Source organism: Amycolatopsis taiwanensis DSM 45107 (genome assembly GCF_000519205.1).
GTDB lineage: Bacteria > Actinomycetota > Actinomycetes > Mycobacteriales > Pseudonocardiaceae > Amycolatopsis_E > Amycolatopsis_E taiwanensis.
Window position 1 is genome coordinate 69,885 of sequence record NZ_JAFB01000030.1, and the last position, 17,016, is coordinate 86,900.

The 17,016-nt window shown below is 67.5% G+C and carries 17 protein-coding genes; 12 read left to right on the forward strand and 5 right to left on the reverse strand.

All coding sequences use genetic code 11. The features are described from left to right. Positions 1-272 precede the first annotated feature (272 nt). The 3 genes from A3CU_RS46290 to A3CU_RS0123795 all read left to right on the forward strand — a co-directional run bounded on the left by A3CU_RS46290 (position 273) and on the right by A3CU_RS0123795 (position 3,786). The gene (locus tag A3CU_RS46290; protein ID WP_043842276.1) at positions 273-830 is read left to right on the forward strand and encodes a gluconokinase; all 558 of its coding nucleotides are present in this window, start codon (positions 273-275) and stop codon (positions 828-830) included. Beyond that, entirely contained in the window at positions 827-2,221 is a 1,395-nt protein-coding gene (locus tag A3CU_RS0123790; protein ID WP_027944425.1) for a GntT/GntP/DsdX family permease, read from the forward strand. Before A3CU_RS46290 ends, A3CU_RS0123790 begins: the two co-directional genes overlap by 4 nt. Positions 2,222-2,430: 209 nt before the next feature. Further along, positions 2,431-3,786, forward strand: coding sequence for a Rieske 2Fe-2S domain-containing protein (locus A3CU_RS0123795; RefSeq protein ID WP_027944426.1), 1,356 nt, complete (start codon positions 2,431-2,433; stop codon positions 3,784-3,786). A gap of 302 nt (positions 3,787-4,088) precedes the next feature. Here A3CU_RS0123795 and A3CU_RS0123800 read toward each other — a convergent pair whose 3' ends face one another. Beyond that, on the reverse strand, positions 4,089-4,748 hold the full coding sequence (locus tag A3CU_RS0123800; protein WP_027944427.1) for a TetR/AcrR family transcriptional regulator C-terminal domain-containing protein: 660 nt from the start codon (positions 4,746-4,748) through the stop codon (positions 4,089-4,091). A 105-nt stretch (positions 4,749-4,853) separates the two neighbouring features. Here A3CU_RS0123800 and A3CU_RS0123805 point away from each other — a divergent pair, with 105 nt between their 5' ends. Together A3CU_RS0123805 and A3CU_RS0123815 are read left to right on the forward strand one after the other, a co-directional pair. After that, a complete protein-coding gene (locus A3CU_RS0123805; RefSeq protein WP_211246494.1) occupies positions 4,854-5,312 on the forward strand; it encodes a hypothetical protein in 459 nt (152 codons plus the stop codon). A gap of 404 nt (positions 5,313-5,716) precedes the next feature. Beyond that, positions 5,717-6,064, forward strand: a complete 348-nt coding sequence (locus tag A3CU_RS0123815) for a DoxX family protein (RefSeq protein WP_027944429.1) — start codon at positions 5,717-5,719, stop codon at positions 6,062-6,064. A 104-nt stretch (positions 6,065-6,168) separates the two neighbouring features. Here A3CU_RS0123815 and A3CU_RS0123820 read toward each other — a convergent pair whose 3' ends face one another. Both A3CU_RS0123820 and A3CU_RS0123825 read right to left on the reverse strand, forming a co-directional pair. Next, positions 6,169-6,798 carry a LysM peptidoglycan-binding domain-containing protein gene (locus tag A3CU_RS0123820; RefSeq protein WP_027944430.1) on the reverse strand — a complete coding sequence of 210 codons (630 nt, stop codon included), beginning with the start codon at positions 6,796-6,798 and terminating at the stop codon, positions 6,169-6,171. 514 nt (positions 6,799-7,312) lie between these two features. After that, complete coding sequence (locus A3CU_RS0123825) at positions 7,313-7,741, reverse strand: MarR family winged helix-turn-helix transcriptional regulator (protein WP_027944431.1); 429 nt, start codon at positions 7,739-7,741, stop codon at positions 7,313-7,315. 88 nt (positions 7,742-7,829) lie between these two features. Between A3CU_RS0123825 and A3CU_RS0123830 the strand changes: the two genes are divergently transcribed. Next, positions 7,830-8,213 carry a nuclear transport factor 2 family protein gene (locus A3CU_RS0123830; RefSeq protein WP_052372043.1) on the forward strand — a complete coding sequence of 128 codons (384 nt, stop codon included), beginning with the start codon at positions 7,830-7,832 and terminating at the stop codon, positions 8,211-8,213. 2 nt (positions 8,214-8,215) lie between these two features. Next, the gene (locus tag A3CU_RS0123835) at positions 8,216-9,064 is read left to right on the forward strand and encodes an LLM class F420-dependent oxidoreductase (protein WP_027944433.1); all 849 of its coding nucleotides are present in this window, start codon (positions 8,216-8,218) and stop codon (positions 9,062-9,064) included. A gap of 51 nt (positions 9,065-9,115) precedes the next feature. Here A3CU_RS0123835 and A3CU_RS46295 read toward each other — a convergent pair whose 3' ends face one another. Further along, the gene (locus A3CU_RS46295) at positions 9,116-12,910 is read right to left on the reverse strand and encodes a GH92 family glycosyl hydrolase (RefSeq protein WP_043842281.1); all 3,795 of its coding nucleotides are present in this window, start codon (positions 12,908-12,910) and stop codon (positions 9,116-9,118) included. 80 nt (positions 12,911-12,990) lie between these two features. Next, positions 12,991-13,848: an NAD(+)/NADH kinase gene (locus A3CU_RS0123845; protein ID WP_027944434.1), complete on the reverse strand. Its 858-nt coding sequence runs from the start codon at positions 13,846-13,848 to the stop codon at positions 12,991-12,993. A gap of 149 nt (positions 13,849-13,997) precedes the next feature. Here A3CU_RS0123845 and A3CU_RS0123850 point away from each other — a divergent pair, with 149 nt between their 5' ends. The 5 genes from A3CU_RS0123850 to hypD are packed head-to-tail and all read left to right on the forward strand — an operon-like array spanning position 13,998 to position 16,963. Beyond that, entirely contained in the window at positions 13,998-14,618 is a 621-nt protein-coding gene (locus tag A3CU_RS0123850) for a D-sedoheptulose-7-phosphate isomerase (protein WP_027944435.1), read from the forward strand. Next, positions 14,615-14,833 (forward strand): HypC/HybG/HupF family hydrogenase formation chaperone, encoded by a 219-nt coding sequence (locus A3CU_RS0123855; protein ID WP_027944436.1) that lies wholly within the window; start codon positions 14,615-14,617, stop codon positions 14,831-14,833. Before A3CU_RS0123850 ends, A3CU_RS0123855 begins: the two co-directional genes overlap by 4 nt. Beyond that, complete coding sequence (locus A3CU_RS0123860; RefSeq protein ID WP_043842283.1) at positions 14,830-15,531, forward strand: D-sedoheptulose-7-phosphate isomerase; 702 nt, start codon at positions 14,830-14,832, stop codon at positions 15,529-15,531. Before A3CU_RS0123855 ends, A3CU_RS0123860 begins: the two co-directional genes overlap by 4 nt. Before the next feature lie 17 nt (positions 15,532-15,548). Beyond that, entirely contained in the window at positions 15,549-15,821 is a 273-nt protein-coding gene (locus A3CU_RS0123865) for a HypC/HybG/HupF family hydrogenase formation chaperone (protein WP_027944438.1), read from the forward strand. A gap of 14 nt (positions 15,822-15,835) precedes the next feature. Next, a complete protein-coding gene (gene hypD, locus A3CU_RS0123870; RefSeq protein ID WP_027944439.1) occupies positions 15,836-16,963 on the forward strand; it encodes a hydrogenase formation protein HypD in 1,128 nt (375 codons plus the stop codon). Positions 16,964-17,016 lie beyond the last annotated feature (53 nt).

Sequence of the window (17,016 nt, forward strand, 5' to 3'; positions counted from 1 at the left end):
TGCAGGCTCGTCTGTACGGGCCTTTCATTCAGTGAACTCCGAGCCGATCCGCTGCCGCAATATCAACCGCCAGCGTGCGCGAGAAGTCCGCGTTGAAATAGCTCGTTCAGGCGTAACACTAATTAGTGTTTTTTGTTCAGGTATTTGTGACGGAACCGTGCAACGGAAAATTTGAAACCGCCGAACCCGCTCGGCCGAACCGGTGACCCGGCTTCCTCAACCGCAGGCACGGCTGGGATAGTGACGACAAGCTGACGCTGGAGGTAGTGCGGGTGACCGGGTTTCCTTCGCCGGCGGCCGAGCCGGTCGTGCTCGTGGTGATGGGGGTGTCGGGTAGCGGCAAGTCCACCGTCGCGGGTCTGCTCGCCGGGCGGCTGGGCTGGGACTTCGAGGAAGGCGACGACCTGCACCCGCCGGAAAACGTGGCGAAGATGGCCGCCGGGCAGCCGCTCACCGATGAGGACCGGAAACCGTGGCTGGCCAAGGTCGCCGAGTGGATCGCCGAACGCACCGGCGCCGGGCGGCCCGGCCTGATCACCTGCTCGGCACTCAAACGAACTTACCGCGACGTGTTGCGCGGCGAGCACGTGATCTTCGTCTACCTCGCGGGCACGCGCGCGGAGATCGCGCGCCGGCTGGCCGTGCGGCACGGGCATTTCATGCCGGCTTCCTTGCTGGAGTCCCAGTTCGCGACGCTGGAGGAGCCCGGCGCGGGCGAGCGAGCCATCACCGTCGACATCTCCGCGAGCGCGAGCACGGACGTGGCGCGGATCATCACGATGCTGGGCCTGCGTGCGGCAGGCGCGAACAGGGGGGCAGCCACACCATGACCACGTCGGTTTTCGCCGCCGCGACCTGGAACTCGCAGGACACCCGGCTCATCGCGGTCACGGTCATCGGGATCGCGATCATCGTGGCACTGATCGTGTGGCTGAAGATGAACCCGTTTCTGGCCCTGATGGTGGGGTCGGCGTTCGTGGGCTTCGCCGCGGGCGTGCCTACCGGCAAGATCATCGCCAACTTCGAGTCCGGCGTCGGCAGCACCCTGCAGGAGGTCGGGTTGCTGATCGCGCTCGGCGCGATGCTGGGCAAGCTACTGGCCGACTCCGGCGGCGCCGACCAGGTCATCGACAAGTTGCTGGCAAGGGCCCGGGGGGCGGCGATCCCGTGGGCGATCACCCTGGTCGCCCTGATCGTCGGGCTGCCGATGTTCTTCGAAATCGGTCTGGTGCTGCTGCTCCCGGTGATCGTTCTGGTCACGCAGCGGGCGAAGCTGCCCTTGATGCGCGTGGCCATCCCCGCGCTCGCGGCGCTGTCGGTGTTGCACGGCCTGGTCCCGCCACACCCGGGGCCGCTGCTGGCGATCAGCGCGGTGCACGCGGAATTGGACACCACGCTGGCACTCGGGCTGGTCGTGGCCATTCCCACCGTCATCATCTGCGGCCCGCTGCTGTCCATCACGCTCGCGCGCTTGGTGCCGGTGCCCGCGCCCGTGCGGGCGGGTGGAGTGGACACCACCACGCCCACCACCCGAAGCGTTGACGTCAAACGCCCGCCGTCGTTCGGGGTCACGCTGTTCACCGTGCTGCTCCCGGTTGTGCTCATGCTGGCCAAGGGTCTGGTCGACATCCTGATCAGCGACAGCAAGGATCCGGTGCGCACGGTCTTCGACTTCGTCGGCGAACCGCTGGCCGCGCTGACCCTCGCCGCGCTGGTGGCCATGGTCACTTTTGGCTACGCGGTCGGATTCGAAGGCGGAGCGATCGCCGCGCGGATCGCCGCGAGCGTCGGCCCCGTCGCCATGGTCATCCTCATCGTCGGTGCCGGCGGCGGGTTCAAGCAAACCCTCATCGGTGCCGGCGTCGGGGACTCGGTGGCCAAATTCGCCAACAGCAGCCACATCTCGGTGCTGGTGCTGGGTTTCCTCGTCGCGGTCGCGTTGCGCCTGGCCACCGGTTCAGCCACCGTCGCCACGGTCACCGCGTCCGGCATCGTGGCGCCGCTGGCCACGGGGCTGTCGCCGACCCACGCCGCGCTGCTCGCCTTGGCCATCGGCGCCGGGTCTTTGTTCCTGTCCCATGTCAACGACGCCGGCTTCTGGCTTGTCAAGGAATCGTTCGGCCTCACCGTCGGGCAGACCTTCAAAACCTGGTCGGTCATGGAAACCGCGGTCTCCCTGGTCGCCTTCGTGATCACCTTGCTGTTGTCGGCGGTCCTCTGACCGCAGGTCGGCGCCTCCGTACAGCAGAAGAGTGCCAATTATTTTGTTGACAATCGTGCTAACATTATTGTCGTTGAATTGGCCGACTTGACCTGGCCGGCTCGAAGCGGTCCGAAGTGGACACTTTGGACCATGGTCTTGTCGTCGCCTCGAAACCGTGGCCACGGTTGATCATTCCCGCGGGCTCGCCGCCCGGAAGGAGGTCAAGGGTGCTCTCCGAGGAAAACAACCAGATCCTGACCCGGGTGGGGCCGGGGACCTTGATGGGTGATCTGTTGCGCCGGTACTGGACGCCGGCGTTGTTGTCGATGGAACTGCCGGGGCCGGACTGCGTTCCGGTTCGGGTGCGGCTGCTGGGTGAGAACCTGGTGGCGTTTCGTGACACCGAGGGCAAGGTCGGCCTGGTGGCGGAGAACTGTCCTCATCGTGGGGCATCGTTGTACTTCGGCCGTAACGAGGAGTGCGGGCTGCGGTGCCCGTATCACGGGTGGAAGTTCGATACCGAGGGCACGTGCGTGGACATGCCGAGCGAGCCGGCGGACAGCACGTTCAAGTACAAGATGAAACTCACCTCCTACCCGGTGCACGAGTCGGGCGGCATCGTCTGGGCGTACCTGGGTCCGCGCGAGACCATGACTCCCTTCCGCGACTTCGGCACCGACTCCCTGCCCGAGGAGAAGGTGTACGCGCGCAAGCAGCTCGCCAGGTGTAACTGGGTGCAGACCATGGAAGGGAACCTGGACAGCGCCCACATCTCCTGGCTGCACCAGTTCAACGGGGTGGCCGACCTCCCCGACGACGGGACGGACAAGCCGGGCTATCCCTCCAACGCGATGGCGTGGAAGTTCTGGGCGCACGACCGTGCCCCGCGGCTGGAGGTGCACGACACCTGGTACGGCTATCGTTACGCGGCGATCCGGACGACACCCAACGGCAACACGAATGTCCGGATCACCGAGTACTGCGTGCCCTACTCCACCGTGGTGGCCAGCAACCCGTTCACCACCCGGCAGTTGATGGTCGTCCCGATCGACGACGAGAACTGCTGGCGCTACAACTTCACCACCCAGGTGGATCTCAACCCCAACGGTTACGGCGGCGAGAACCTCTTCGCGGTGTCTCCGTTCGAGACGCCGTTCAGGAACCCCGGCAGCGGTATCACGCCGCGCGAGTACACGGCCGAGAACGACTACCTCATCGATCGCGAGGACCAGCGCACCTCGACCTTCAGCGGTATCCGTGATTTCGTCTCGCAGGATTTCATGGTCACCGAGTCGATGGGCCCGATCTACGACCGCACCAAGGAACACCTGGCCACCACGGACAAGGCCGTCATCCGGATGCGTAACATCCTGCTGAAGGCGGCCAAGGGGCTGCCGGACGGGGGACAGCCACCCGCGCTGGCCGGCCCGGACCACGACTTCCGCAAGATCCGGTCCGCGGAGAAGAACCTGGAGCCCGGCGAGGACTGGCGCATTCTCGGCACCGACGACGACCCGGTCGTGCAGGAAGCCATGCTCGCCGCCGCGAACCGCCCACCCACAACCCCGAACACACCCGCCTGAACCCCGAACACACCCGCCCGAACCAGGAACTCGCCTGCCTGGACCGGGGACACACTGGCCTGAACCGGCAACTCGCGCGGCTGAACCAGGAACTCGCGCGCCTGAATCGGGAACTCGCGTGCCTGGATCGGGAACTCGCGCGCCTGAATCGGGGACTCGCGCGCTTGAGCCGGGGACACGCCAGGCCTCGGCGTGTCCCCGGTTCGGGGAGGTGAGTTCTGGGTTGGGGGAGGTGAGTTCTGGGTTGGGGTGGGTGAGTTCTGGGGTTAGGTACGGCTGGGGCGGGCGGGCGGGTGCGTGAGCTACTGGCTCGCGGTCGAGTTTGTCCGGGCGGCTTCGAATCCGGTCAGCATGGCGTCGAGCGCGAAATCGAAGCGCGAGTCCGGTCCGGGCCGCCGCTCGGTACGGGCGGCGGCCTCGGCCAGCAGGGGGAATTCCTCGGCGTCCACATCGGACAGCTGCCGTACCTGGCCGAGCGTTTCCCCGCTTTCGGGGTGCGTCACCACGTGCCCGACCACGAAGCCGGCCAGGGAGTACAGCACGTCCAGCCCGACGTCCAGCGGGAATCCCGCCGCGCGCAACGCCTCGAGCAGGTCCTCCATGATCCGCAGATTCCGCGCGGTCACCGCGGGCCGCGAGACTATCAGCGAGGTCACATTCGGATGCGCGAGCAGCGTCGCCAACAGGGAATGCGCGTAGCCGCGCAACCCGGCCTGCCACGATTCGCTTTCTATCCGTGACGGGATCGCTTCGGTAAGGAGCTGTTCGACCAGGCCGTCCAGCAGAGCGTCCTTGTTGGACACGTGGTGGTAGAGGGTCATCGCCTCCACTCCGAGTTCGGTGCCGAGCCGGCGCATCGACAACGCCTTCAAGCCCTCGCGGTCGGCCAGCGCCATAGCTGCTTCGAGCACAGCCTGGCGGGTAAGTCCCGCGCGCTGGCCACGGGTTCGGTTGCTCGGCATGGCGGCTCCCTCGACGCGGTTGCGATTCTTACGCCGTAAGTCTACCGTGGCGGGCAGGGGAACTTACAACGTAAGAATGTTCCACAGTGACCTCGAAGGGGAATCATGACCACCGCCAAGATGCCCGTGGACAGGCGGGCCACCGTATTCATGTACGTCGGGCTCGCGCTCACGGCAATCGCCACGCTCGCGCCGGTGCTCGACATGGTGACCGTGGACACCGTGACCGACCACGTGCGCAACGCCTACCCCAACTGGCCCGACGACCTGGTCGCCGCCGACCGCAACGCGATCGTCGGCTACCTGGCCGTCGTCGGAGTCCTCGGCATCGCCGGCTGGCTGTTGGCGATCGCAGGAGTCCGGAGGCACGCGCGGTGGGCGCGCGCGGTCAGCACGATCATGTTCGTCCTGGGAGCCATCATCGCCCTGACCGACCTGACACTCGGGGGAGCCGAATACAGCGTCATCGTCCCGACCCTGCACGGCACACTCGGCATGCTCCCCACGGTGGCGGGCCTCGCGGCGATCGTCCTGCTCTGGCGCGCGAAGCGGCCGACACCATGACCGCAAGCCCGGCCATCAGGACCGGCTCAGGCGCGTCCGAGGCAGCAAGACCGCAGGTATCCACTCGGAACGCGACTGGTGGTACGCCTGGCTGAGGACATGTATGCCGCCTGGATCGCCTTCGCGAGCGGGAAAACCCAGGCTGGCCGAGCTATGACCTGGATCGCAGACCGGTCATGCGCTTCGACACGACCTCCCAGGTCGTGAACGACCCGAAGCCGGCAGAACGAACCATCTGGGACGGGGTCTTCGCCACCGGCTGGGGGCTTCACAACGCGAGGTGAACCCTGGCTGTCCGAGCACGGTCTGAACAAAAACTGTGAGCCGCGCCATATCAGTCACATTCGCACGTTGTGCGGTGTCAGGGCAGTGACGAAGAAATCCCTTGTGAAGGAGCGGTTCTCATGTCCACTGCGTACGTGGTCGTCACTCTCGTCGGTGCCGCCATGGTGGGCTTCTCTGCCGTTGCGCTCGCTTTCAACGTGGAGTTCGTGGCCGGGGCGTTGAGGGGTTACGGCGTGCCCCGTTCCTGGTGGCCCTGGCTGGCCACGGCGAAGGGTGCCGGCGCGGTGGGCCTGGTGGCCGGCCTGTTCGTGCCGGTCCTCGGGGTCGCGGCCGGGATCGGGGTGGTGCTGTATTTCCTCGGGGCCGTGATCACCGTGATCCGGGCCCGCTCGTACGCGCACATCCCGTTTCCGCTGATGTACCTGGCGCCCGTAGCCGTTTCCCTCGCCTTGGGGTTCGCGGCTTGAAGGATGAAAGGCACGCTGCCGGAAATTATGGAATGCCGGAAGCGCCCCACCGCTCGGGGGAAGGCGGCGGGACGCTTCCGGCGTGATTCAGTGGCCGCGATGGGTCACTTGAGGTTGAGCTGCTGGCCGACCAGGATCAGGTTGGCGTCATCGATCGAGTTCAGCTGCTGGAGTTCGGCCCAGCCGCCCGGCACGTTGAACTTGTCCGCGATGGCCGACAGGGTGTCGCCCTCGACGACGGTGTAGGTGCTGCCCGAGTTGACCGCCTGGGTCGCCGGAGCAGGCGAGGAGGCGGGCTCGGAGTCGGACTCCGTTGCGGCCATCGTCGAACCGCCGAAGTGGGCGTAGGCGGCCGGTCCGGGGCCGGTCTTGCACTCCCACGGCGAGGCGCCCTGGCTCGCGAAGATCCGGTCCGCGACGATCTGCTGCTGCGCCGGGGTGGCCCGGTCCGCGGTCGGCGCGAACTGCCCGCCGCCGTTGGCCAGCCAGGTCCCGGTCACGATCTGGAACAGGCCGGCAGGCCGCCCGGCCGCCAGGCCCGCCGCGGTGTTGTTGACCACCGTCGGGTTGCCGCTGCTCTCGCACTGGACGAGTCCGGCCTGTCCGGGGAAGGCGTCGGCCGTGCCGGCGCCGACAATGCCGAAACCTGCGACGGCAGCGCCCGCGAGGGCGGCGCTGGCGCCGGTGCGCTTGAGGAGGGTCTTCGCTTTGCTGGGCTTGGTGTGACGTCCCACTTACGCGGGGTTCCTTTCGCTAGCACCACGTCCGCCTCGGGCAGCCCGCGGCAGCCGGCGCAGCGAGCACCGTCCGCCGAGAATCGGGGGAAGCCACCAGAGGTGTTCCGCGGTGACTTTGCGGCCGCTGATCCTCGGGGTAGATCGCAGGTCACCGCAAAAGCGCGAGAAGATTACGAAGTCGCAACGGGGGAATGTAACCACTTAGTGGGCAGGCGCACATTTTCGATGATTTTGTGACTGATCGTGTGCGTATCGTTCGTACGGCTGGGAAGGCTTTCGAAAATAGATCACGTCGTGCTGTGCGCAAGAAACTCGACGTTCGGCGTTCGTCCTAGTTCCGGCGTCATGATCGGTCGACAATCACGCACAAGCCACCAGGACGCAGTTTTCGATCACAGCATCAAGATCAGGTCACGATCGGGATTCGATACCGACAGAGATCATTAGTACCGAAGGTGAACGACTGATTTCGGTGAGTCTATCGCGTGCCTTGCCGCGGAATTGGCTGCCTTCAGTCGTTGATGTTGGTCCGCAGTTGACTGAAAATCCGTTCGAGGGTGTCGAGTTCTTCGTCGCCGAATCCGGCCCGCAGCCGTTCGTCATGCGCGCGGGCCGCCTCGGCGAGTTGCTGGAACATTGCCTCGCCTTTCGCGGTGAGCCGGACCTGGTGGACGCGCCGGTTCTCCGGGTCCCGGCCGCGGGTGATCAGTCCGTCCTTCTCCATCGCGTTGAGGTGGTGGGTCAGCGTCGCGCCCTGGATTCCCATCGAGTCGGCGATCTCGCGTTGGCTGGCCTGTGGCCGGCTCTTCAGCGCGAGCAGGGTCAGCCAGACCGGTCTGGAGCCGCCGGCGTCCGCGAGTGCGGCGTCGAACGCGCGGCTGACCGCCTTGGCGGTGTTGGCCAACAGGAGACCGATCGGGGCGCGGGTTGGCGTCTGCACCACCACATCGTACATGATCTAAGCATTTGACATCTAATGATTAGATACCTAATCTTGGCGTCGTCAGTCAGCTTGCCAGGAGGCGATCATGAACACCACCCGGGATCAGGTGCTCCAGCTCGGACACCGCTGGGCCGAGGCCGAGCAGCGTGGGGACACCGCCACGCTCGACGCGCTCACCACCGACGACTTCACCCTGGTCGGGCCGCTCGGGTTCGTCCTGAACAAGCCCGCATGGCTAGCGCGTTACCGCGGTGGCGGCCTGGTCACCTTCTCGCTCGTGTGGGACGAGACCACGGTCCGTGACTACGGCGACACCGCGGTCGTCGTCGGGCGGCACACCCAGCGGGCCGAGTACCAGGGCAGGCCGGCCGACGGCAGCTTCCGGGCGACCCACATCGCGGTGCACCGGGGCGGCAAGTGGCTCCTGGCCGGACTGCACCTCAGCCCGATCGCGCAGCAGGGGGTGTGACCATGCGAGTGAGCATCACCGTCAACGACTATTCCTGGCCCGACCTGACCGTCCAGCTCGGCCGGATCGCCGCGGCGGCCGACCGCTTCGGCGTGGACACCCTCTGGGTGCCGGATCATCTGCTGCAGGCAGACCCGCAGTTGACGCTGGACGGCGAGATGCCGGAGGCATACACGACGCTGGGCTTCCTGGCCGCGCGCACGGAACGGGTCCGGCTCGGCACCATGGTCACCGGCGCGACGTTCCGCCCGCCCGCCGTGACCGTCAAGGCGGTCACCACGCTCGATGTGCTCTCCGGTGGCCGCGCCTGGTTCGGGATCGGCGCCGGGCACCACGAGGGCGAGGCGCGCGCGATGGGCCTGCCCTTCCCGCCGACCGGGGAACGGTTCGAGCGCATGGAAGAGACGGTGCGGATCGCGCTGCACATGTGGTCGGGTGAGGGCGGCGGGTTCGAGGGAAAGCACTACCACCTGGAGAATCCCGTCAGCAGTCCCCAACCGGTGCGGCGGCCGCCGATCCTGATCGGCGGGGCCGGCGAGCGCAGGACGCTACGGCTCGTGGCACAGTACGCCGACGCGTGCAACGTCTTCGACATCCCAGACGGCGGCCGGACGGTCAAGCACAAGCTGGCGGTGCTGGCCCGGCACTGCGCGGAGATCGGCCGCCCCTACGAGGAGATCGACAAGACGATCAGCACCAGGCTCAACCCGGCGGAGTCGGCCACCGAGTTCGCCGCACGGTGCGCGCGCTTCACCGAGCTGGGCATCGATCATGCCGTGGTGCTCAGCCCACACCCCTGGACCGAAGCCGATGTGGCGCTGGTCGCGGAGGCGGCCGCACTGAGCGGTTGACCTCTGTGAGCGGATCGGTGTGGCGGGAGGCCGCCACACCGATCGCTCAGCTCAGCCGGGCCGGCCGAGAAGTTCCACTTCGGACAGTGTGGCCGGTCCGCCGGTCAGCTCCAGCCGGTAATAGGTGTAGCTGCCCGGATGCGCTACCTGGAACGGCCGGGTCTGGTCCCGCCACCGGAAGGTCTGGCCGGTGCGGGTGTCCAATGTGGTCCAGTGCTGCCCGTCGGTCGAGCCGGACAGCACCCAGCCGTTGGGATCCGTGCCCTGGGTGCCGGAGGTCAGCGTGTAGTAGGAGACCGCGTTGCCGGGCGCGGCGAGCTGGTACTGCACGGTGGTGACCTGCGCCTCGGTCTTCGACGTGTTGTCGAACAGCACGGGGTCGGAAGCCGTGCCCTTGCCGGGACCGGTCACATCGGCCAGCGGTGTCGGCGGCTGGTCGCCCTTCGTGATCGAGACGGGGGCGTCCTGCGGCCCGGTGCCCCACTTCGACGGGTTCGGGCCCAGGTCGAAGTCGAGCGTGCCGCCCTTGGCGAGCAGGTCGTGCGGCAGGGAAGTGGAGGTCCACGGTTTGCCATTGACCCGCAACCCTTGCACGTACACGTTTTTCGCGTTGTTCTTCGGTGCGTTGATCACCAGGTCGCGGCCTCCGGCCAAATGGACCGTCGCCTTGGTGAACAGCGGCGAGCCCACGGCGTAGTCCGGGCTGCCCATCTGCAGCGGGTAGAAGCCGAGCGCGCTGAAGATGTACCACGCCGACATCTCGCCGTTGTCCTCGTCGCCGGGGTAGCCCTGCCCGAGCTCACTGCCGACATACAGGCGGGAAAGCGCTTCCCGCACCTTCGCCTGCGTCTGCGCCGGTTGCCCTGCGTAGTCGTACATGTAGAGGATGTGGTGCGCGGGCTGGTTGGAATGTCCATATTGGCCCATCCGCACATCCCGCGCCTCGCGCATCTCGTGGATCGTGCCGCCGTAGGCGCCCGGGAAGGTCGCGGTCTCCTGGGTCGCGAAGAACTGGTCGAGCTTGTCCGCCAGCCCCTGCTTGCCGCCGTAGAGATCGGCGAGGCCCTGGCCGTCCTGCGGCACCGTGAAGGCCATGCCCCAGCCGTCCGTTTCGGTGTAGTCGCCGCCCCAGTTGCGCGGGTCGTACTGCCCGGCCGGCAGGCGGAAGCTGCCGTCGGGGTTGCGGCCCTGGAAGAAGCCGACGCCCGGGTCGAACATGTTCACGTAGTTCTGCGCGCGGTTGAGGAAGTAGGTGTAGTTGTCCAGATACTCCTGCTTTCGCGGATCGTTCGGTGCCGCTTCGTCGGCGAGCTTCTTCGACAGGTTGGCGATGCCGTAGTCGTTGAGGTAGCCCTCGAGCCCCCACGACATGCCCTCGCCCGTGGTGGTCGGCGTGTAGCCGAGGAAGATCGAGCTGTCCAGCCCCTTGCGCCCGACCGCGGAGTTCGGCGGCGCGACCGTGGCGTCCTTGATCGCCGAGTCGTAGGCGGACTGGATGTCGAAGTTCCGCACGCCCTTGAGGTAGGCGTCGGCGAACGCGACATCCGAGCTGGTGCCGGTCATCAGATCGGCGTAGCCGGGGGAGGACCAGCGGGCGATCCAGCCGCCGTCGCGGTACTGCTGCACGAACCCGTCGATCATCTTGCCCGCCATGTCCGGCGACAGCAGCGAGTAGGCGGGCCAGGTGGTGCGATAGGTGTCCCAAAAACCGTTGTTCACGTACAGCTGCCCATCCACCACCTGCTGCGTGAACGGGCTCGCGTAGGCGTACTTCGGGCGGTCCGCGGTTCCGACGTTCTCAAAACCGGAGTTCGGGTAAAGGAACAAGCGGTACAGGTTGGAATAGAGCGTGGTCAGCTGGTCCTGGCTCGCGCCCTGCACCTCGATCACGCCCAGCTGACGGTCCCAGGCCGACTGGGCTGCGGCGCGCACCGAATCGAAGCTCGTGTTCGGCGCGATCTCCAGGTCCAAATTCTTCTTCGCCTGGTCGACGCTGATCAGTGACGTGGCGATGCGCATGGTCACCGTGTGGTCGCGGAAACTCAGGTAGCCGCGCACGTTGTCGCGGCCGTCGCCGGGCAGCATCGACCCGGCCGTGGCCGGCTGGTCGAACGTCGCGTACACATAGAGCCGTCCCGCGCCCGCGGACAGGCCGCTCTTGACGTCGGAGTAGCCGGTGACCGAGTTCGTGGCCGGGTCCAGCGTCAGCCCGCCGGCGTTGCTGACGTTGTCGAAGATCAGATTCGCGTCGGTGCCGGGGAAGGTGAACCGGAACATCGCCGCATGGTCGGTCGGCGCGATCTCCCCGCTCACGCCGTTTTCGAATTTCACGCCGTAGTAATACGGGCGGGCGGTCTCGTTCTCGTGCCGGAACGGCAGCGCTCGCGCGGTGCGGTTGCCGTCGGGCACGCCCGCGGCGGCCGAGGGCATGACCTGGAAGGTCTGCCGGTCGCCCATCCACGGGCTGGGTTCGTGGCTGAGCCCGAACGCCTGGAGCGCCGGCAGGTTCTGCGCGTTGTTGCTTTCCTGGTACCGGTAGAGCCAGCTGGTGGACCCGGCGTCGGTCTCCGGGGTCCAGAAGTTGAACCCGTGCGGTACGGCGGTGGCCGGGAAGTTGTTGCCCCGCGAGAAGTTCCCGTTTGCGTTGGTGCCGCGGGTGGTGAGCACGTTGTCGGACAGGCGCGCGGCCGGTTGCGGTTTCACCGGCGCGACGGCGATGTCGTCGACCCAGCCGTTGAAGCTCGCCGGGCCCGCGGCGTTGTCGTAGCCGATGAGGATGCGCGCGATCGTCTTGCCCCGGGCCACCCGGCCGATCGCCGAGCGGATCAGGTTCCACTGGTTGGTGTACAACGCTTTTCCGGCGCCTTGGCCCTGTGGCGAGAGGGTGAAGCCGTACTGGTCGGTGGCGCCGAGGTCACTGAGGTAGGTGCCGTCGGTGAAGGCGAGGTCTATCGCGACGTTCGTGCTCGGGTAGCTCAGGTCGCTCTGCGTGAACTCGGGGAAGATCTTGTACGACAGCTCGGTGTCCGGCACCACCGGGATGTGCACATCGAAGACCTTGTCGTACGAGTACCCGTGGCCCTGGCCGGTCTGCGTGCCCGAGTAGTGGAGCGCCCGCAGGCCGGTGTATCCCGCATGCGGCTTGCTGCTGTAGCCGCTGAGCGGGCCGCCGTCGGGAAAGCTGCGCACGTTCGGCAGCGGCGGCGGGGCCGGATCGTCGTTGGCCAGCAACAGTTCGGACATTTGCAGCAGCGGCCCGCCGTTGTTGGCGGTGATCTCCAGACGGTAGAACCGGGCGGTCACCGGCGTGCCGAGCCGGAAGGACCTGGTCTGGAAGCGGTCGGTGAACGACTGCCCGGCCTGCTGGTCGACCGGCGTCCAGGTGTTGCCGTCGTCCGAGCTTTCCAGAGTCCAGTCTTTCGGGTCGCGTTCGGCGAAGTCGTTGGCCGAGGTGACCGCGTAATGCGTGATCGTGGTGGGCTCCGAGAGCTGGAACCGCACCCAGCCCGTCGGAGCGAACGCGAGCCACTTCGTGTCCGGGTTGCCGTCGAGGAGGTTCACCGCGATTTCGCCCGCGCCGGTGTTCTCGTCGCTGGCGGTCACGTCGGTGACCTTGCCGCGGACATCGCCGGGGATCGCGGACCCGTTGGCGCCGTTGACCCCGGAGGTCTTCGGGCGCCCGTGGTCGGTCTCCACGGTGTCGACCCAGGTGGGCTGCGGATCGCCGGGCTCGAACGAGGACGAAAAGGCGATGGTGGCCGGTGCGGCCGTGGCGGGCGTTCCGAGCACCACCCCGCCGAGCGCCAACACGGTCATCAGTACCGACATGCCAGTGGTCCGGACCATGAATACAACCTCAACCACGTGGCCACCGGTCAGTCAAGAACCCTGGCGAATCCTGGCCGAAAGCGGACAACGGCGACGGGTCAGGGTTGCGGCGGGATCTCCGCGGAGTCGACCAGCCGCAACTTGCGCCGGGCGCGTTCGTAGAAGGTGGTCATGCCCAGCCGGACCACGCGGGCGGCACCCGGCCGGGCACACAGGTCGATGCGCTCGCCCGGCGTGACGTACCCGCCGACCTGCCCGTCCACCTCGACGGCCAGCCGGCCGCTGCCCGGCAGGATGTGCAGCGTGACCCGCTCGTCCACCGAGAGGACCACGCCGCGGTTGTACGCGGAGTGCGGGGCGGCGGGGGTCACCAGCAGCGCCTCGACCGTGGGGCTGGTGATCGGCCCGCCGGCGGAGAAGCTGTAGGCGGTGGACCCGGTCGGAGTCGCGACGATGACCGCGTCCGCGGCGTAGCTGACGAACGGCTGGTCGTCGACGCGGACCGACACGATGGCGCTGCGGTCCCCCGGCACGCGCACCACGGCCACGTCGTTGAACGCCGTGATGGTCCGTCCCTCCAGCACCGCGGTGATGGCCAACCGGGGTTCGATGGTGAACTCGCGGGCGTCGATGGCGGACAGCGCGGCGGGCAGATCCGGCACGTCGACCTCGGCCAGGAACCCGAGCTTGCCCAGGTTCACGCCGAGGACCGGGGCCTGCCCCGAGGCAAGACGCATCGCGCGCAACATCGTGCCGTCACCGCCGAGACTGACCACCAGGTCGGACCGGCGCCCGAGCTCCTCCGGGGCGACCGGGACCGCGGCACAACGCAGCCTGGCGATCTCACCGTCGATGCCGAGGATCTCGATGTCGCGGCAGGCCGCCCAGTCGAGCACCGCCGTGACCGCGGCCTCGGAATCACGCTGTGGATGCAGGACAAGACCGGCGCAACGCATTCTCACAGTGTCCGCTTGCCCGGCCGCCCCGGCGACCGCTGGGGATCCCGGTGTGACGTTCGGTTGCTACCCATGTTCATGGCAGTGATCCCCGCTGATCCCCGCTGATCCGACTATCCGCACCCGCTTCGGCTGACACGAGAGTTGACATGACGATTTCGCCGACCGGCACCGACTCGGTGGGTGCGTTGTTCGAGCGCCGCACCGGCCCCGTCGAGGAGCTCGCCGCACATGCGCGGGACATCGCGGTGACCTGTCACGCCATGGCAGGGAGGTTTCACCGCGGCGGCAAGCTCGTGGTGTTCGGCAACGGCGGATCGAGCACCGATGCCCAGCACATCGCGGTGGAGTTCGTGCATCCGGTGATCATGGGAAAGCGGGCGCTGCCCGCGATCTCCCTGACCGCGGACGTCGCGACGCTCACCGGCGTGGCCAGTCACCATGGCGTCGCGGAGATCTTCGCGCACCAGTTGAAGTGCCTCGGCGAACCCGCGGACATCGCGCTCGGCGTGTCCACCGACGGTCACTGCGCGAACGTGTTGCGTGGCCTGGAGACCGCCCACGAGATCGGCATGCTCGCGGTCGCGCTGACCGGAGGGGACGGCGGCCTGATCGCGGCGAGCGACGCGGTGGACCACGTGCTCATCGCGCGGTCGCCCGATCCACGCGTCGTCAAGGAAGTGCACGTCACCGCCTACCACATCCTGTGGGAGCTGGTCCACGTGCTGTTCGAGCAACCCGGCCTGTTCGAGCCGGGGATGGTCCGGTGAACACCGGGCCGGGCGCGTGCTCCGGCGGAACCTGCGTGACCTGTTCGGACCGTGCGGTGGCGGTCACCGTGGTGCGCTTGCTCGATGACGCGCTCGCCGAGGTCGACCCCGGAGACGGCCGGGTGGAGGAGATCAGCGTCGCGCTCGTCACGGCACAGGCCGGCGACACGGTGCTCGTCCACGCAGGCGAAGCGATCGGAGTGATAACCAGATGATCGACGTGGTTGATCAGCCCGGCCCGGACGGCGGCGCGGAGTCGCTCTATCCGTTCCTGCACGCCGGCCGGGCGGATCTCGACAGCGTGCTGGCCGAGGCACAGGCGTCCACTGTGGACAAGATCGCGGAGGTGGTGGCGCTGCGCCGCACGGTCTGCCGCCGCGACGCGCGGCGGTTGGGGGACTGCGCGCGGCAGCTGGCCGAGCGGTTCGCCGCGGGCGGGCGGCTGTTCGCGTTCGGCAACGGCGGGAGTTCGACCGACGCCCAGGACCTCGCGGGCCTGTTCCTGAACCCCGGCGGCATGGACGCGCCGCCGCTGCCGGCCTTCGGGCTGACCAACGACATCGCGGTCATCACCGCCCTGTCCAACGACGTCTCGTTCGACGTCGTGTTCTCCCGGCAGATCGGTGCGTTCGGCCGCCCGCGCGACATCGCGGTCGGGCTGTCCACCAGCGGCAACTCGGCGAACCTGCTGCGCGCGTTCGACGAGGCGAGCACGCGCGGCCTGCTGACCATCGGAATCGCCGGCTACGACGGCGGAAAGATGGCCGAGTCGAAGAGCATCGACTACCTGTTCGTGGTGCCCTCCCCGTCGGTGCACCGCGTCCAGGAAGCGCAGACAACCCTGTACCACGCCTTGTGGGAACTCACCGTCGACGCCCTCGCCGCCGGTGCGGACGCCGCGGCGAGCCGGTGAGCGGAACGGAGCGCAGCATGTGCCTGGCCATTCCGGGAGAGGTCGTCGAGATCGACGCCCTCCGGCCCGACCTCGCCACGGTCGCGGTGAGCGGGGTCCGGCGGGTGATCAATACCGGGCTGCTCGGTGACGCGCCGCCGGCGGTGGGCGACTGGGTGTTGATCCACGTCGGTTTCGCACTGTCCAAGATAGACGAAGCCGAGGCGAAGGCGGTGCTGGACTTCCTGGACGGAATCGGGCAGTCCTATCAGGACGAGCTGGCCGCGCTGAAAGCCTCGCGGATCGAATAGGGCGGGAAGGAACAATGCGCTTCGTCGACGAGTACCGGGACGCGGACAAGGCCCACGCGCTGTCCGCGAAGATCGCCGGACTGTGCGAGCCCGGGCGGGAGTACCGGTTCATGGAGGTGTGCGGCGGGCACACCCACACGATCTACAAGCACGGCCTGGAGGACTACCTGCCCGAACGGATCTCACTGGTGCACGGGCCGGGCTGTCCGGTGTGCGTGATCCCGATGGGCCGGGTGGACGACGCCATCCACATCGCGCGGCAGCCGGACGTGCTGATGACCTCGTTCGGCGACATGATGCGTGTGCCCGGCTCTGGCGGGAACTTCTTCGATTCCAACGCCGAAGGCACCAACATCCGCATGGTCTATTCGCCACTGGACGCGCTCAAGCTCGCGCGAGGGAACCCGGACCTGCGGGTCGTGTTCATGGGCATCGGGTTCGAGACCACCGCGCCGTCGACCGCGATGACGCTCCTGCGCGCGGCGGCCGAAGGCCTGCGGAACTTCTCCGTATTCTGCAACCACGTCACGATCATCCCGGCGATGAAGGCGATCCTGGACTCGCCGGACCTCCGGCTGGACGGCTTCCTTGGGCCAGGGCACGTGTCCACTGTGATCGGTTGCCGGCCGTACGAGTTCGTCGCGCGGGATTACGGGAAGCCGGTCGTGGTGTCGGGTTTCGAACCGCTCGACATCCTGCAGTCGATCTACCTGCTGATGCTTCAGCTCGCCGAGGGCCGTGCGGAGGTGGAGAACCAGTATTCGCGAGTGGTGCCGCCGGAGGGCAACCCGGTGGCGCTGCGCGCGATCGGCACGGTCATGGAGCCGCGGCCGTACTTCGAGTGGCGCGGGCTCGGGTTCATCTCGCATTCCGCGCTGCGGATCAAGGACTCCTACGCGGCCTTCGACGCCGAGCGGATCTTCGACCTGCCCGGGGTCCGGGTCGCCGACCCGAAGGCGTGCCAGTGCGGTGAGGTGCTCAAGGGCGTGCTGAAACCGTGGGAGTGCAAGGTGTTCGGCACCGCGTGCACACCTGAGACCCCGATCGGGACCTGCATGGTGTCGCCGGAAGGCGCCTGCGCCGCTTACTACAACTTCGGCCGGTTCACCCGGCAGCGGGTAAAGGAGGCGAGTGGAGCATGAAGCCAACTCGCGGCTGGCAGGGTGACCACAGAGCGCGCCGCCGCCAGGCCCCG